12 protein-coding genes and 1 pseudogene are annotated in these 15,214 nt (G+C 63.4%); 4 read left to right on the plus strand and 9 right to left on the minus strand.

Annotation, left to right across the window (positions count from 1 at the left end; all coding sequences use genetic code 11):
• The first annotated feature begins 1 nt into the window (after position 1).
• Entirely contained in the window at positions 2–691 is a 690-nt protein-coding gene (locus tag JC607_RS22435; protein WP_198838961.1) for a hypothetical protein, read from the plus strand.
• A gap of 137 nt (positions 692–828) precedes the next feature.
• On the opposite strand, the gene JC607_RS22440 is transcribed toward JC607_RS22435, so the two are convergent.
• Both JC607_RS22440 and JC607_RS22445 read right to left on the minus strand, forming a co-directional pair.
• A complete protein-coding gene (locus tag JC607_RS22440; protein WP_092895961.1) occupies positions 829–1,446 on the minus strand; it encodes a GcrA family cell cycle regulator in 618 nt (205 codons plus the stop codon).
• 72 nt (positions 1,447–1,518) lie between these two features.
• Positions 1,519–2,196, minus strand: a complete 678-nt coding sequence (locus JC607_RS22445; protein ID WP_198838962.1) for a glutathione S-transferase family protein — start codon at positions 2,194–2,196, stop codon at positions 1,519–1,521.
• Positions 2,197–2,528: 332 nt separating this feature from the next.
• Here JC607_RS22445 and JC607_RS22450 point away from each other — a divergent pair, with 332 nt between their 5' ends.
• Together JC607_RS22450 and argF are read left to right on the plus strand one after the other, a co-directional pair.
• The gene (locus JC607_RS22450) at positions 2,529–3,704 is read left to right on the plus strand and encodes an aspartate aminotransferase family protein (RefSeq protein WP_198838963.1); all 1,176 of its coding nucleotides are present in this window, start codon (positions 2,529–2,531) and stop codon (positions 3,702–3,704) included.
• Positions 3,705–3,791: 87 nt separating this feature from the next.
• Positions 3,792–4,718, plus strand: coding sequence for an ornithine carbamoyltransferase (argF, locus tag JC607_RS22455; protein ID WP_198838964.1), 927 nt, complete (start codon positions 3,792–3,794; stop codon positions 4,716–4,718).
• A gap of 21 nt (positions 4,719–4,739) precedes the next feature.
• Here argF and JC607_RS22460 read toward each other — a convergent pair whose 3' ends face one another.
• From JC607_RS22460 to JC607_RS22490, 7 genes are all read right to left on the minus strand, one after another.
• On the minus strand, positions 4,740–5,927 hold the full coding sequence (locus JC607_RS22460) for an MFS transporter (protein WP_198838965.1): 1,188 nt from the start codon (positions 5,925–5,927) through the stop codon (positions 4,740–4,742).
• Between the two features lie 63 nt (positions 5,928–5,990).
• The gene (gene hrpB, locus JC607_RS22465; RefSeq protein WP_198838966.1) at positions 5,991–8,405 is read right to left on the minus strand and encodes an ATP-dependent helicase HrpB; all 2,415 of its coding nucleotides are present in this window, start codon (positions 8,403–8,405) and stop codon (positions 5,991–5,993) included.
• Between the two features lie 105 nt (positions 8,406–8,510).
• Positions 8,511–9,575, minus strand: coding sequence for a DUF3445 domain-containing protein (locus tag JC607_RS22470; protein WP_198838967.1), 1,065 nt, complete (start codon positions 9,573–9,575; stop codon positions 8,511–8,513).
• Between the two features lie 10 nt (positions 9,576–9,585).
• Positions 9,586–10,548, minus strand: a complete 963-nt coding sequence (locus JC607_RS22475) for a PDR/VanB family oxidoreductase (protein ID WP_198838968.1) — start codon at positions 10,546–10,548, stop codon at positions 9,586–9,588.
• Positions 10,545–11,153: a dimethylamine monooxygenase subunit DmmA family protein gene (locus JC607_RS22480; RefSeq protein WP_198838969.1), complete on the minus strand. Its 609-nt coding sequence runs from the start codon at positions 11,151–11,153 to the stop codon at positions 10,545–10,547. Before JC607_RS22480 ends, JC607_RS22475 begins: the two co-directional genes overlap by 4 nt.
• 182 nt (positions 11,154–11,335) lie before the next feature.
• Positions 11,336–12,475 (minus strand): aminomethyltransferase family protein, encoded by a 1,140-nt coding sequence (locus JC607_RS22485; RefSeq protein WP_198838970.1) that lies wholly within the window; start codon positions 12,473–12,475, stop codon positions 11,336–11,338.
• A 237-nt stretch (positions 12,476–12,712) separates the two neighbouring features.
• Positions 12,713–14,053, minus strand: coding sequence for an ammonium transporter (locus tag JC607_RS22490; protein ID WP_198838971.1), 1,341 nt, complete (start codon positions 14,051–14,053; stop codon positions 12,713–12,715).
• A 698-nt stretch (positions 14,054–14,751) separates the two neighbouring features.
• On the opposite strand from JC607_RS22490, the pseudogene JC607_RS22495 reads away from it, so the two are divergent.
• Positions 14,752–15,214, plus strand: a pseudogene (locus JC607_RS22495) (glutamine amidotransferase); the annotation flags it as partial.

Raw genomic sequence — 15,214 nt, forward strand, 5'->3', positions numbered from 1 at the left:
CATGGGCGGGTTTTCCATATCCGGATCATGGCTTTACATCCTGACCCCGCGCCGCCAGTTTACCCGCAGTTTTCACCTCTCTCCGGGGATCCGCGCCATGCGCTTTGTCTGTTCTGCCGCCCTTCTTTCCGTGATCCTTTATGCGGCCATTCCTGCGGTCTTTTCCGCGACCCCGGCTTTGGCCCAGGAAGAGGGGGAGGAGATGGAGCAGGTCACCGGCCAGCGGGTCGATGGCTGGATCAGGCTGGAAAGCGATGGCGAAAGCCATGACTTCACGACGGTCAGCTTCCTGTTCGACGCGGTCAGGGTCGGCACGGCTTCGGTTGCTGATGGGACGCAGACGGGCAATGAAACGATTGTGACGGTTTCGGGCGGGCAGGAACCGGATGGCAGCGGGCCGTTCTTCCACCTCGCGTTCGGCTGGCCGGGCGAAGGCGCCGAGCCGGTGCTGAAGCCCGAAATCACCTGGTATCCTTCCGGGCAGCAGCCGCCCTTCTTTGCCAGTCTTTTGGCCAGCCCGCCGGAGGTCACGGTCACCCGCTACGCCTTTGACGGGCAGGCCGGGGCGATCAGCGGCAGCTTCAGTGGCAGGGTCTGTTCGGTCACGGACTGGGACCAGGAAGAGCCGGATCCTGCACTTTGCCGCGAGGTCACCGGGGCGTTCGAGACGAAACTCAACCCGGCTTTCTGATTTTCCGGCCCTTTGGTTTTCTGGCCTGCCTGGTCTCAGCAGGCCGGACAGTTTCAGCGGGTCGACGCAAAAAGCCCGCAGGATTTCTCCTGCGGGCTTTTGTCATTCCGGGGCCCGGGCGAAAACGCCCGCAGGCATCAGCGACGGCGGTCGCGGCGGGCGCTCATCGGCTGGAAGGCGACGCCGACATGGGCCTCGCAATAGGGTTTGCCGGGCAGCGAGGGCAGGCCGCAAAACCAGAAATCATCGGTTGCCGGGTCGCCGATCGGCCATTTGCAGGTGCGCTCGGTCAGTTCCATCAATGACAGCTTGCGGGCACGCTTTTCGACCTCGCGCACCGAAGCCAGCGCCTCGGGGCTGATCTCGTTGAGCGAGGGCTGCGGCGGCAGCGGCTGACCTGCGGGCACGATCGCCTTGCGGAGCGGCAGGGGCGTGACATTCGACACCGGAGCCGCAGACGGCGCAGGGGCTGCGCGCGGTGCGGCCGGTGCGGGCTCTTCACGCGGCGGCGCCGGCTGAGCCGGGGCCGCCTCGGCGACGGGTTCCGGGCGTGGCGGCGGGGCCGCTGCTGCCGGAGCCGGCGCGGCCTCTTCGTCATCCTTGCCGCCGACGCGGTTCGAAAGGCCCAGCCGGTGGACCTTGCCGATGACTGCATTGCGGGTGACGCCGCCAAGTTCCTTGGCGATCTGGCTGGCCGACTGACCCTCGCCCCACATGCGCTTGAGGGTTTCAACCCGCTCGTCCGTCCAGGACATATGCCTCTCCGCCTGTCTGATAACCGCTGCATAATAAGGGGAGGGGGCAGGGGGCCGCAAGGGGATAGCGAATCAAATCCCGTTACTGATCGCGGGTCCGGGTTTATGGTCCGGCAAAGGGGCGAGGCAGGTGGCGAGATGAGGGCGTTTTGCCTGCCTTTGCCACCAGCTGTGCAGCGCCGGAAAGCCAGCCACCGCAGCGGCTCCGTCGGGGCTGCGGGTAAAGCCTGCAAACATCGGCGCCAGATGCAGATCGGCAAGGGTCAGCGGACCGGACATCACCAGACCCTCAGCCGCGATAACCTCAAGCGCGGCCAGAACCGGCATCGCGGCGCGCAGCCCGGCCGAAACCCGCGCCGGATCCGGCGGCTCGCCCTCGGCCAGCGCAAAGACCCCGGCCCCGTAATGGTCGCGCAGCATCGGGCGAAAGCCATGCGCATCCATGATGGCGATGGTCTGGACCATCCGCGCCCGCGCCTTCGGATCCCCGGGTTGCAGGGCAGGGCCCGGGAAACCCTCATCAATCCAGCGGCAGATCGCCCCGGTCTCATAAAGTGTGAAATCCCCCTGGCGCAGCACCGGCACCATGCCAAAGGGGGAAAGCCCCGCCGCATCAGGCGTCCGGAACGGGTCAACTTCGGTGAAACGTGCCGCAACGCCTTTTTCCGCAAGGGTCAGCCGCACGATGGCAGTGTGGATGCTGTGGCGCCAGCCGGTCAGGGTCAGGGGCAGAATCAGGGGATCACGCATCCGCCGATCCTCGCATGGCGTGACCCCCCGTGCAAAATCTCCGCCGCGCAAAAGCCTGCGCGCAGATCCCCCGCATTCCCGTTTACAAAGCGTCATCGTCGTTTTATCAGATGCGCATGACCATGAATGCGAAACAGCTTATCCATTCGCGACGCCGCTGAGGCGTTGGTCCCGGCTTGCCCGCCGGTCATTCAGGGCGATCCCCCGCATATCCCGGCAGAGATATATCTGTCTGTCCACGGACCCGTCACCACGCAGGAATAGAATCCGCATGTTGACACCCCCATTGCCCCGGCTTTACGCCTTTGGCTTCCATTCCTGAGGGAAACTCCATGATCACGCCTGTGCTGCCCACCTATAACCGTGCGCCCCTTGCCTTTGTCAAAGGTCAGGGCAGCTGGCTGGAGGCGAGCGACGGCCGCCGATATCTGGATCTTGGGGCTGGGATCGCGGTGAATGCGCTCGGCCATGCCGCGCCCGAGCTGGTGGCCGCGCTGACGGAACAGGCGGGGCGGCTCTGGCATGTCTCGAATGTCTATACGATCCCGGAACAGGAAAAACTGGCAGAACTGCTGGTCGACCGGACCTTTGCCGACACCGTCTTCTTCACCAATTCCGGGACGGAAGCAGCCGAGCTTGCGATCAAGATGGCGCGGAAATTCCATTCCGAGAACGGCCAGCCGGAGCGGACCGGCTTCATCGCTTTTGAGGGGGCCTTTCACGGCCGCTCCACCGGTGCCATTGCGCTTTCAGGGGCGGAAAAGATGGTCAAAGGCTATGGCCCGCTGATGGAGGGTTTCCGGCAGCTGGCCTGGAATGACGCAGATGCGATCCGCGCCGCCATCACCGGCCAGACCTGCGCCGTGATCATCGAGCCGATCCAGGGCGAGGGTGGCATCCGCCCGGTTCCCGATGCGCTTTTGCAGGACATCCGGGCGCTTTGCGACAAGACCGGCACGCTTCTGATCCTCGACGAGGTGCAATGCGGTATGGGCCGCACCGGACGGCTTTTCGCGCATGAATGGAAGGGCGTCACGCCTGATATCATGATGGTCGCCAAAGGCATCGGCGGCGGCTTCCCGCTGGGCGCGGTGCTGGCCACCGAGCGCGCCGCCAAAGGCATGGTGGCGGGCACCCATGGCTCGACCTATGGCGGCAACCCGCTGGCCTGTGCGGTGGGTGCAAAACTCACCGAAATCATCTCTGACCCCGCCTTCCTTGCCGAGGTCGCGCGCAAATCGGCGCTTTTGCGTCAGGGGCTCGAATCCCTTGTCGCGCGCCATGCGGATATCTTCACCGAAGTCCGCGGTGAGGGCCTGATGCTGGGCCTGAAATGCATCCCCGCGCCAGGCGATGTGGTCAATGCCGGCTACCAGGCCGGCCTCCTGACAGTCGCCGCCGCCGACAATGTGTTGCGCCTGCTGCCCGCGCTCAACATCCCCGATGAAGACATCGCCGAGGCGCTCACCCGCCTCGACATGATCGCGACCCGCCTCAAAGCCGCCTGATCATTTTCTGTCCTTAAATATCCCGGGGGTCCGGGGGCTGGCCCCCGGCTTTCCTCCCGGCCTGCCAAAGTCACAAAGCGAACCGAAATGAAACATTTCCTCGATATCCACACCACTTCGACCGATGATCTCCGGGCGATGATGGACCAGGCTCATGCGATGAAGGCCGCCCGCAAGGACCGCCCGAAAGGCACGCCTGATGATGACCAGCCGCTGAAAGGCCGCATGGTCGCGCTGATCTTTGAAAAACCCTCGACCCGGACCCGCGTCTCGTTTGATGTCGGCGCCCGCCAGCTCGGGGCCGAGACCATGGTTTTGTCCGGCAAGGAAATGCAGCTCGGCCATGGCGAGACCATTGCCGATACCGCCAAGGTGCTCTCGCGCTATGTCGACCTGATCATGATCCGCACCTTCGAGGAAGATACGCTTCTCGAGATGGCCGAACATGCCACGGTGCCGGTGATCAACGGGCTGACAAACCGCACCCATCCCTGCCAGATCCTCGCTGATATCCAGACCTATGAAGAACATCGCGGGCCGATCAAAGGCCGCAAGGTGGTCTGGGCCGGCGACGGCAACAATGTCTGTGCCAGCTTTCTGCATGCGGCCGGGCAGTTTGGCTTTGACTTCACCTTCACCGGGCCGGAAACGCTTGATCCCGAAGGGAAATGGCTGGATTTCGCGCGCTCGAAAGGTTCTAAAGTCACCATCCAGCGCGATCCCTTCACCGCGATTGAGGGCGCCGATCTGGTGGTCACCGACACCTGGGTTTCGATGCATGACCCGGAATCCGCGCGCGAACGCCGGCACAACCAGCTGCGCCCCTATCAGGTCAATGAACAGCTGATGAGCCGCGCCAAACCCGACGCGCTCTTCATGCATTGCCTGCCGGCGCACCGGAATGACGAGGCGACCAGCGCCGTGATGGACGGGCCGCATTCGGTGATCTTTGATGAGGCCGAGAACCGGCTTCACGCACAAAAGGCCGTGATGCGCTGGTGCCTCGGGGTCTGAAACCTCCGGTCTGCGGGCGGTTCAGACCACCTGGCGATCATCGGCGCTGGCGGTTCGCCCGGCCAGCGCCGCAAGCCCCAGGATCATCACAGCGAGGCCGCCAAAGGTGACGCGATGGCCGAAATGCTCGGCCAGCCAGCCGATCGAGGCCGGCGCCATCAGGATGCCCGCATAGCCCACCATCGTGACCACCGACAAAGCCGCCCCGGCGCGCTGGCCGGGATAATTGCCTGCGGCAGAAAAGATCACCGGCACCAGATTGGCACAGCCCAGCCCCGAAATGGCAAAGCCGAAGATGGCAATCCAGGACCCGGGCGCTGCGGCGGCCAGCGCCATCCCGGCCCCGGCAATCAGACCCGAGACAAAGAAGATCCGCACGCCGCCAAAGATATTCCTGAGCCGGTCGCCCAGAAAGCGGGTGATCGCCATGGTCGCCGCGAAAAACGCAAATCCAAGGCCCGCGGTGAACTCATCGGCGCCAAAGGCTTCGCCGAGATAAAGCGCGCCCCAGTCCAGCACGGACCCTTCCGGCACGAAAGCCATCAGCGCCATCAGGCCAAGGATCCAGATGCCGGGATCTTTCGGCAGGAAACTGTCCTTCACCGCAGTGGCAGTCCCCGGCTGGGGCGAGGCCTCGGGGGGGACACCGCGCAGGAAGGGCATCGCAATCAGCACCAGCGCGGCAATCGCCACCGCAGCCACCAGAGACTGCGTCTCACCCGAGGTTTTCGAGATGATCCATGCCCCGAGCGTGCCGGCGATAAAGCCGCCAAGGCTCCAGAACCCGTGCAGCGACGACATCACCGCCCGCCCGAGCCGCCGTTCGATCTCGACCGCATTGGAATTCGCAAGCACATCGAGAAAGCCCATCATCAGGCCAAAAATCACCATCGCCAGCGCGAGCAGCGGCAGCGAGGGCGCGTAAACCACCAAAGGCAGCACCGGTGCCTGGGCCAGCGCCGCGAGGCGGAGCAAAGGCAGCGTGCCATATTTCGGGATCGCCTTGCCCGCGACCAGCATCGCAAGCATAGCCCCCACCCCAAGCCCCAGGATCAGCAGGCCGAGCACCGCCTTGTCGATGCCGTGCTTTGGCAACAAAAGCGGGATCTGGGGCGCCCAGGCGCCCACCAGCATACCGCCGGCGGCAAACATCGCAGCCAGCGCCCAGCGGGCGCGTGTCGCTTCCTGGCGGGTCATGGTGAGGCTCATGGCTGTCGCTCCTCCGTTAGCGCCAGCATCCCTATCCTGGGCTGCGTGCGGCGGGAAGGGGCCTCAGCTGCGGGGTTTGGCGCGCAGGGTCGGCTCGGCCTCGCGCGGGTCTTCGGGCCAGGGATGTTTCGGATAGTGCCCGCGCATATCCTTCCTGACATCGGCGTAAGACGAGGCCCAGAAACCCGGCAGATCCAGCGTCACCTGCACCGGACGGCGCGCGGGCGACAGAAGCGTGATGCGCAAGGGCAGCCGGTTCTGGCCGACCACCGGATGGCGGGTGACGCCGAACATTTCCTGCAAACGGACCTCGATTGCGGGGTGGTCGCCGTCATAATCGATCGGCACTTCGCGCCCCAGCGGCGTGGTGAAATGGGCGGGCGCAAGGCGGTTCACCTCTGCCATGTGGTCCCAGCCGATATGGGCTTTCAGGGGCTCGATCAGATCCAGGGCCTTCAGGTCGGACAGGCTGCGGGCGCGGGTCAGATGCGGCAGGAGCCAGTCTTCGGCGCTGGCCAGCAGCGCCTCGTCGCTGACCTCGGACCAGGTCTCGTCACGGGTCAGGCGGATACGGGCGCGCAGCCGCGCGGCGGCGGGCGACCAGAACAGCCCGTTTTCGCGCAGACCGTCCAGCGCCGCGCGGGCGTGCGCTGCGGCGGGTGCGTCAGGCCAGGGGCGCTCAGCCAGCACCAGCGCGCCAAAGCGTTCGCGTTTCAGCGCCTGGACGCGGTTTTCACGGCTGTTCCAGATCACCTCATCGGACCAGGTGATCGCCGCGCCATGGATCCCGCGCAGCTCTTCCTCGCTGATGGCCAGCCCAAGGCGCAGCGTGGCCTCGCGCAGATCGCCGTCGAGGTCGGTGGCGATGATCAGCCGTTCTTTGGCCAGCGCAGTGCCGGTCCCGACCACCGCGCCCTTGCCATTGGCGAGAAGGTAGCGCGGCGCGTCGCCTTTGCGCCGGAGCCCGATGCGGTCAGGCCAGGCCAGCGCCGCCCATTGCGCGACCGAAAGCCCGGGGCGCGCGCCCTCAGGCACCGCGCGCGCGAGGCGCTTGGCCTCCTGGCGGATCCGTTCGATCACGGCGCGACTGGCGGTTTCGGGCGGGCGTTCAATGGCCTTGAGGCGCAGCATCAGATCCGGCCCGGCGCCGCGCATCGGGTCGCGCTCTTCCGCCAGCGCCGCGAGACGCGCGGCATCGGGCCCGGCGATCATCAGCATATGGCTGAGGCGGGGATGCAGCGGCAGACGTGAGAGCCGGCGCCCGTGAGCGGTGATCGAGCCTGCCCCGTCCAGCGCCCCCAATGTGGTCAGAAGATCGCGCGCCTCGCGCAGGGTCGCGGGATGCGGCGGCGTGAGGAAAGGCAGATCGTCCGATCCCCATTCCGCCAGTTCGAGCGCAAGCGCGGTCAGATCGGCCGAGGCGATCTCGGGGGGCGGAAAGGCCAGGAGCCCGCCTTCCTCGCCTTTGGTCCAGAGCCGGTAACAGAGGCCCGCCGCGACACGGCCGGCGCGGCCCCGGCGTTGTTCGGCCTCGGCGCGGGTGACGCGTTCGGTCACCAGACGCGACATGCCCGAGGCCGGGTCGAAGCGCGCGCGGCGCGCGCGGCCACCATCGACCACCACACGGATGTCGGGCAAAGTCAGCGAGGTTTCCGCAATCGAGGTCGCCAGCACCACACGCCTGAGACCTTCGACCGGCGCAAGTGCTGCGCGCTGCGCCTGGAAATCCATTGCGCCAAACAGCGGGCGCAGCGCGATCCCGGGGATGTCTTTCAACCGGGTCTCAACCCGCCGGATCTCGCCTTCACCGGGCAGGAAGGCCAGCAGGCCGCCTTCGGTGGTTTCCTCCAGCGCCTGGGCGATCAGCCCGGCCATGGCGGCATCAAACCGCATCGAGGCATCAACCGGACGGGGCAGCCAGCGGGTCTCGACAGGCCAGGCGCGGCCCTCTGCCGTGATCATCGGCGCATCACTCATCAGGGCCGCAACCGGGCCCGCATCAAGTGTCGCCGACATGACCAGCAGCGCCAGATCGGGGCGCAATGCCGCACGGACTTCCAGCGCCAGCGCAAGGCCGAAATCAGCATGGAGCGAGCGTTCGTGGAATTCATCAAAGATGATGCAGGAAATCCCCGGCAGTTCGGGATCGGACTGGATCATCCGGGTCAGAATGCCCTCGGTCACCACCTCGATCCGGGTCGCGCCCGAGACCTTCGCCTCGCCCCGGATGCGGTAGCCGACGGTTTCGCCGATCTTTTCGCCAAGGGTTTCCGCCATGCGCTCGGCACTGGCGCGGGCGGCGAGGCGGCGCGGTTCCAGCATCAGGATTTTTTGCTGAAACAGCCCTGATTTCAGCAGGTCGAGCGGCACAAGCGTGGTCTTGCCGGCCCCTGGCGGAGCCTGCAGAACGGCACGCCCCGCGCGGGCCAGCGCCGCGCGCAGGTCAGGCAGAATCTCGGTGACGGGCAGTTGTTCCATGCCTGCTATATGGCAAGCCCGGTGCGGATAAGCCAGCGCCGCCCGGGGGAGGGGCGGCGCCGGGTCATCTCAGTCTCCGGGTCAGTCTCCGGGTCAGTCTTCGGCTCAGTCTTCTGGCCACCAGCCGGGCGAGGTTGGCGCGCCATCATCATATTTCGCCAGATAGTCGAGGATCATCGGCTTGTTGCGGATGAAGCCCTTATAGGTCGCCAGCTCATCAGGCACGGTCTTGATCACCCGGTGGAAGCGACGCGCCCATTTCGGCTTGGTGACCAGATCATCCAGGCTGATCAGGTAGCAGCGGATCGGGAAAACAATTGCATTCGAGCGCGGCAGCCGGATCAGCGTCTGCAATTCCACCCGCAGATGCTGGCGTTTGCCGATGGTCTCGGGCGTCATCGTGGTCTTTGACGGGCCCCATTTGTGGTAATTTTCGGGGCTGGTATCCAGCAGCGGATCGACCGTCATCGTCCAGTTGAACCGCCGCACCGGCGCGCCATGCTGAAGCGCAAGCAGGAATTTCAGCGCCCGGTCAAAAATCCCCATCTCATGTGCCAGCGGCACCGGCGCATGCCATTCGTGGAAATTCATCCCGATGTCGAAATCGAGGCTCCAGTCGGCCTGGCTGGTCACCATGCCGGCTTCGATCCAGAGATTGTCGTCGCGCTGATCCTGCAGCGTGAAATCGCCCTGGGCCTGGCGGGTGATATATTCAAACGGCCCCATCGGCAGGGTCGATTCGTCCAGGAAGGTGAACTTCTGGTCGATCCCCAGCGGACGGTTGATCCAGTGCCATTTGTTCCCGTCTTTCGTCAGCGAGAACCATTGCGGATAGTCTTCCGAGAATTTCTCCATGATCAGTTCAAGGAGATCCCAGCCCGCCAGGGTCATATGTGGCAGCGACTGGCAGCGCAGCGGATCCTGTTCCAGCACCCGGGCGCGGTCACGCATTTCCGAGACGTAATGCTCGTCCACGTCGAAGCAATGTTCAAAGATCGAGCCGGGGCGACCTGAGACATGGGGCTCCATATTCACCGAATACATGTAGTCGTCTTCGGGGAAGGGGAAGGGGAAACGGTTCACCGCATGGGGCGTATTGCGATAGGTGTAATCGCCGAAAAAGCTCTCGTCGCGGAAGAACGGGTCTTTGAACGCATCATCAAGGCTCATCGCATCCTCCTCAGAGTTCGATCACCAGGCGCTCGCCTTTGAAACGCGAGACGCAGGGCATGATATGGGATTTCGCGGCTTTCTGTTCGTCAGAAAGCCAGTGATCATAATTCAGGATCTCGCCCTCGACGGCGTTGACCTTGCATTCGCATTGGCCACAGGCGCCGCCACGGCAGAGATAGGGGGCATCGACGCCGGCGGCTTCCAGCGCCTCGAGCAGTGACTGGGTCGGGCCGACATTGATGGTGATGTTTGACTTTGACAGCTCGACCTCAAACGCCTCGCCCACCGGGGGTGCCAGGAATTCTTCGGAATGGAGCGCGCCATTCGGCCAGCCCATCTTTTCAGCGGTCGAAAGCACCCAGCCGATCATCCCCTTGGGGCCGCAGACATAGAGATGCGTGCCAAGGGGCTGCGTTTTCAACAGGGTCGCGAGGTCGATCGCCTGTTTTTCCAGGTCGTAATAGGGATGAACCCGATCGCCATGACGGGCGGAGAGCTCTTTCATATAGGCGCCCAGCTCGCGGTCACGCATGGCGTAATGCAGCTCGAACTTATGGCCAAGCGCATCAAGCTGCGCCATCTGCGCGATGAAGGGGGTGATGCCGATACCGCCTGCGATCAGCAGATGTTTCTTCGCGCGCAGATCCAGCCCGAAGAGGTTCACCGGCTGCGAGATCACCATCTTCATGCCAGGCTTCACGCCAGAATGCATGAACAAAGATCCGCCGCGCCCGGTCTCGTCGCGGCGCACGGAAATCTCATAGCCCGAGGTATCCGACGGGTCCGACATCAGCGAATAGGCGTTCAGACGGCGGGTGCCATTGTCATCCATCTCGACGACGGTATGGGCGCCGCCGGAAAAGCCCGGCATCAGCCCGCCATCTTCGCGCACGAAACGGAAGCGTTTGATCAGGCTGTTGACCTCGACCACTTCGGTCACGATCACGGGCAATCTGGTCGAGCCGCTCATTTGAAACGCTCCTCGGAGGCGGGCACTTCGCCGGGGTCTTCGGCGTCGATACAGACGCCCTGGAAGGCAGCGAGGCGGCGCGAATAATGGTCGCGCACGAAGAGGTTAAGCCCGCAATGCGAACAGACAAACGGGTCAAGCGTCACGTTTTCGGTGATGCCCTTGCAATGGACGCATTGCACGCGCCGCGCGAGCGAGCCGCGCTGCTCGGTCTGGAGCGCATCATGCGGCAGGCCGGCGGCGATCGCGTCGCGCTGGACCTGGCCGATCAGCCCCTCGGTGCCGGCGGCGTAAAGCTGCAGGCCCATATGCGCGTCGCCCAGCACCTTGCGGATGCGCTGCGAGGCCGAGGCATAGCTGGGCGCGGCGTGGAAGACCTGTGCCCCAAGCCCCGCGACCATCGTGGTCAGATCGGTGCCATTGGTGCCGGGAATATAGACAATATGGGTCGTGGATTTCAGATCCGGCGCGGCAGTCAGAAGCGCGGCCACAGCCTCGCCCCCTTCGCCATCGGCCACAATGAAATGCGAGGACCCCTGCCGTGGAACAAGGCGGCCATAGAGCGGCCGGGATCTCATGATGTCATCTGCTTGCGTTTGCGACATTCTTCTTCTTTCGCTCTGGCATGATGCACCCGCGAGGGCTGGCGCATCGGCTTCATGTCTCTTCCTCACCCCAAAGCCTCTGGCGGGCCTTCCTCCCTGGAGAGTGATGAACCTCCCCGCCACAAAGATGTATGGCGGGGAGGGGAACAGACAGGGCTGAACCTGATCAGCCTTTGACGGTATCAGCCTTTGACGGTGCGGCGCTTTTTCTCGACATCGTAGAACGGCATCGAATGGCTGGTCGCCGCGATCTCGCCATGGGTCGCGCAGTTCACCACAAGTTTGGTGTCGTTATTGGCATATTCAACCGGCAGTCGCGCAATTGCGATGGTCCAGTTGTTCAGCGGCGAATGCATCGCCTGGGTCACGACACCCACTTTCTTGCCGTCTTTCATGACCGGCGCGCCATTGCCCGGGACATTGTTGCCCTCAAGCTTCAGGCCCCAGATCTTGAAGCGCTCTTTGCCCTTCAGGCGGTAATGCTCTTCCGCACCGCGGAAGCCGATCTTGCCCGGCGAGACGGTGAAATCGAGGCCAAGCTCCCACAGCGTGTCGCCGCCCGGCTCGTTGTCGAAGGGGTTATTCTCCGACGTGTCGAACGGGTAGAACAGCAGGTAGCTTTCGACCCGCAGCATATCGAGCGTGGTGAAGCGGCAGGGCATGATGCCCATGTCAGCGCCTTCTTCGAGGATGCGGTCCCAGACCATGCCGGCATCCTGACCGCGCACGAAGATCTCATAGCCGCGCTCGCCGGTATAGCCGGTGCGCGAGATCATGACGGGCTTGCCGAAAAGCGAGGTCTGCATATGGCTGAAATAGTTCAGGTCACGGATGCCGGGCACGTGCTTTTGCAGGTAATCAACCGCCAGCGGGCCCTGCAGCGACAGGTCATGCAGGTTGTCGTCGAAGCGGATATCGACATCGCGGCCGGTGGTGTACATGGCCAGCTGCTCATGGCCGTTGCCGGTGCCATGGACGACCATGAAATTGTTCGGCCCGGTGCGGTAGATCACGCAGTCATCGACGAATTTGCCGCCATCGGACAGCATGGTCGCGTAGGACGAGCGGCCCGGCATGATCTTTTCGACGTTGCGCGTGGTGGCGCGTTCGATCACGTGGCTGGCGGCCGGTCCGTTCAGATAGACCTTTTTCAGGCCCGAGACGTCCATCAGGCCGGCTTTGGTGCGGATGGCCATATATTCGGCATCTGCGTCACCGACCTTGTAGGACCAGGCCGTGCCCATCCCGCTCCAGTCTTCCATATCCGAGCCGAGCGCGCGGTGGCGATCACCGAGTGCAGAGAATCTCCAGGAATTGGTCATGATTCCTCCCGTCGTTTTCTTAATGAATGCTGCGACTCATTCTGGAAGGTCGGGATCGGAAAAGCAACATTCATGTTAAAAAAGGTTTCCTGACAGAGAACATTTTCCTGGCCCTCATTCTGTCTCCGGGCGCGGCGCGCGGAACTGCCCGATCCTTGTGCGATCCCTGGATGCGACATGGCAAAGCCGGCGGGAGGATCTCCCGCCGGCTTGCAGTCAGGGACGCGAAGGCCCGGCTTATTTGCCGTTGTCGAGCCCCCAGCGAAGCTTGTCGAGCCCTTCGGCCTGGTCCTCTTCGGGCACACGCAGCCCAGTGGTCGCCTTGAGCACCACCGACAGGATGAGCCCGGTGATGATGCCGGCGCCAAGGCAAAGCGCAAAGCCCGCAAGCTGCATCAACAGGCTGATATGGCCATGCTGATAGGCAAAGGGCCCTTCGGTCACGCCCCAATACCCGCCGCGCGGCGTGCCGGCCTTGAAGAGGCCAATCATCACAAGGCCGTAGAAGCCGCAGCCGATGAAGAGGGGGAACAGCTTGTGCTCGTCGATCTGACGTTTCGAGGTGAAATCATAGACCAGCCAGCAGGTCAGCGGGGCGCCAAGTGCCACGAAGAACATCTGCCAGGGCAGCCAGACGTCAAATCCGGGCGCCCCCGCGACATAGCCGCCGAGCGGTCCGAACAGGAGGTAGATATAGTTCTTCGTCTTATACGAGATCGCCGCGCCGGTGATGGCGCCGCCGGCCCAGGCCAGCGCATAGTTGTTGAGGGCAATCCCCAGCGAGGTATCGGCCATGGTGACCGAAATCGCGCGGGCTTCAGGGTCGACAAAGAACAGGCAGGAGAGAATCACCATCGGCAGGCCCGAGAAGATGGTGATGATGCCGGTGGCCGCGAGGCCGATCGACGGTGCCTGATAGGAGGGCACTTTGGGATGGGGCGCGAACATGCCGGGGCGTTTGCCGAGCTGCGGCACCAGCACCATCGCGATCCCCGTCGGGAAGATATAGACGAAGCCGATCCCGAAGAAGTCATGGAAGCCGGCATTGGTCAGCGGCCCGACCGAGCCCCAGACCGCCCAGCTCAGGATCGAGGATACGACCGTTGCCACCACGCAGGTGATGTAAAAGGCCGAGGCCTTCATCCGTTCAGACACCGCGAAATGCAGCAGCACGTTCACGATCCCCGCAAAGGTGGCGAGGAAGAAGATGAAGATCTGGAATGTGTTCAGCCCGGGGAAGACCGCCGGATCGACATTTTGCGCATGCGCATTCGACAGCGCACCGAAGAACCACCAGTCCTTCAGCGAATCCATCATCGTGGCGCCGCCCATGATGTAATATTGCCCGGCCCAGAAGCCGAAGCCGACCGCGAAATAGGTCGCGAATCCAATAAAAAACCCCACCATTTTCTCGATGGTGGAGTTGTAGAGATTGGCACTTCGCGTTGTGCCGGCGTCGATCATCAACAGCCCGGCGACAACCATCAGGGCCCCCACCGTGCCAGACGCATAGACGAGGTTCTGGACTAGCTGGCTGAGGGTTACCTGTTCCGCGAAGAACGTGGCAGTTTCTTCCATATACGCACTCCCTGTTGTGGGTCCGGCTCCTCTCATGGGGCCGGTTTCTGGTCTCTCCGGCATGGTGCCGGCCGTTCCGGTCTTTTGGAGTTCCGCGTGCAGCAGGGCTGCGTCCCGGAAGCGCCGGATCATTCCGCCCGCCAGCCGGTCCTTGCAGCCGGTCTTCCCGGCTTTCTTTCATGCTGTGAGGGCTGAGTTTCCCGCAGCAGAAAAGCGCCAACCGAGAAAAGTACCGTTCCAATGGACCAGAGGGCAGACCACTTGCCGCGCCAGATCATACCGCTTGCCGATCTGGTCTGGTGTGCAGGGCTACATTGCGAGCAAGCGAAATGAAAATCAACCATCCAGGAAAAAACTATTCCCATAGGGAAGACTGCCCCTGTGAGGTCCCGTTTAACTGACTGATGGGGCGATAAAAAATCTGGATAGGAGAGGCGAAGATATCAGGTTTTTCGGCTGATTCCTGGCCCAAGAGCCGGCTTCGCTGCCGGGTGGCCGACCCCGCCGGCCAGGCGGACCATGCCAAAGGGTCAGGTTTGGCGCTGTACCAGATGCCTCAGACGGCTGAACCGCAGCAGGGAACCGGGAATCGCTGCCTGCCTGTAAAAATATTCCCCTCATTCAACTTTATTTCTTGTGTGTTTGTTTGTCTGGTTGTTAGGATTGGTTTGCGCCAGAGCTAAAAGGGAGCCGCTTCGATGTGCGGGATTGTTGGACTTTTTCTGAAGGACCGTTCGCTGGAGCCCGATCTGGGCCGTTTGCTGACGGATATGCTGATCACGATGACGGATCGCGGTCCTGATTCTGCGGGGATCGCGATTTACGGCGATGATGCAGGGGGCAAGCTGACGGTTCAGTCTGCCTTTGCGGATCGCGATTTTGCGACGCTTGAGGCGGATCTCGGGGCGGCGATCGGGGCGAAGGTTTCGCTTTCGCGCAAGGACAGCCATGCGATCCTGACGCTTGCGGCGGATAAGATCGCGCCTGCGCGGGCGGCACTTGCGGCTCTGCGGCCGGATGTGCGGGTGATGAGCGCAGGCGATTCGATCGAGATCTACAAAGAGACCGGGTTGCCGAAGGATGTGGCGGCGCGCTTTGGCGTCTCCAAAATGTCGGGCCGGCACGGGATCGGCCATACGCGGATGGCGACCGAATCGGCGG

Origin of the sequence: Paracoccus sp. IB05, from assembly GCF_016405985.1 — a bacterium.
Taxonomy (GTDB): Bacteria; Pseudomonadota; Alphaproteobacteria; order Rhodobacterales; family Rhodobacteraceae; genus Pseudogemmobacter.

Excerpts from the sequence above, each read along its gene's own strand:
- JC607_RS22435 (WP_198838961.1), top strand. The coding sequence starts at position 2 with ATGGGCGGGTTTTCCATATCCGGATCATGGCTTTACATCCTGACCCCG.
- JC607_RS22440 (WP_092895961.1), bottom strand. The coding sequence starts at position 1,446 with ATGTCCTGGACGGACGAGCGGGTTGAAACCCTCAAGCGCATGTGGGGC.
- JC607_RS22445 (WP_198838962.1), bottom strand. The coding sequence starts at position 2,196 with ATGCGTGATCCCCTGATTCTGCCCCTGACCCTGACCGGCTGGCGCCAC.
- JC607_RS22450 (WP_198838963.1), top strand. The coding sequence starts at position 2,529 with ATGATCACGCCTGTGCTGCCCACCTATAACCGTGCGCCCCTTGCCTTT.
- argF (WP_198838964.1), top strand. The coding sequence starts at position 3,792 with ATGAAACATTTCCTCGATATCCACACCACTTCGACCGATGATCTCCGG.
- JC607_RS22460 (WP_198838965.1), bottom strand. The coding sequence starts at position 5,927 with ATGAGCCTCACCATGACCCGCCAGGAAGCGACACGCGCCCGCTGGGCG.
- hrpB (WP_198838966.1), bottom strand. The coding sequence starts at position 8,405 with ATGGAACAACTGCCCGTCACCGAGATTCTGCCTGACCTGCGCGCGGCG.
- JC607_RS22470 (WP_198838967.1), bottom strand. The coding sequence starts at position 9,575 with ATGAGCCTTGATGATGCGTTCAAAGACCCGTTCTTCCGCGACGAGAGC.
- JC607_RS22475 (WP_198838968.1), bottom strand. The coding sequence starts at position 10,548 with ATGAGCGGCTCGACCAGATTGCCCGTGATCGTGACCGAAGTGGTCGAG.
- JC607_RS22480 (WP_198838969.1), bottom strand. The coding sequence starts at position 11,153 with ATGTCGCAAACGCAAGCAGATGACATCATGAGATCCCGGCCGCTCTAT.
- JC607_RS22485 (WP_198838970.1), bottom strand. The coding sequence starts at position 12,475 with ATGACCAATTCCTGGAGATTCTCTGCACTCGGTGATCGCCACCGCGCG.
- JC607_RS22490 (WP_198838971.1), bottom strand. The coding sequence starts at position 14,053 with ATGGAAGAAACTGCCACGTTCTTCGCGGAACAGGTAACCCTCAGCCAG.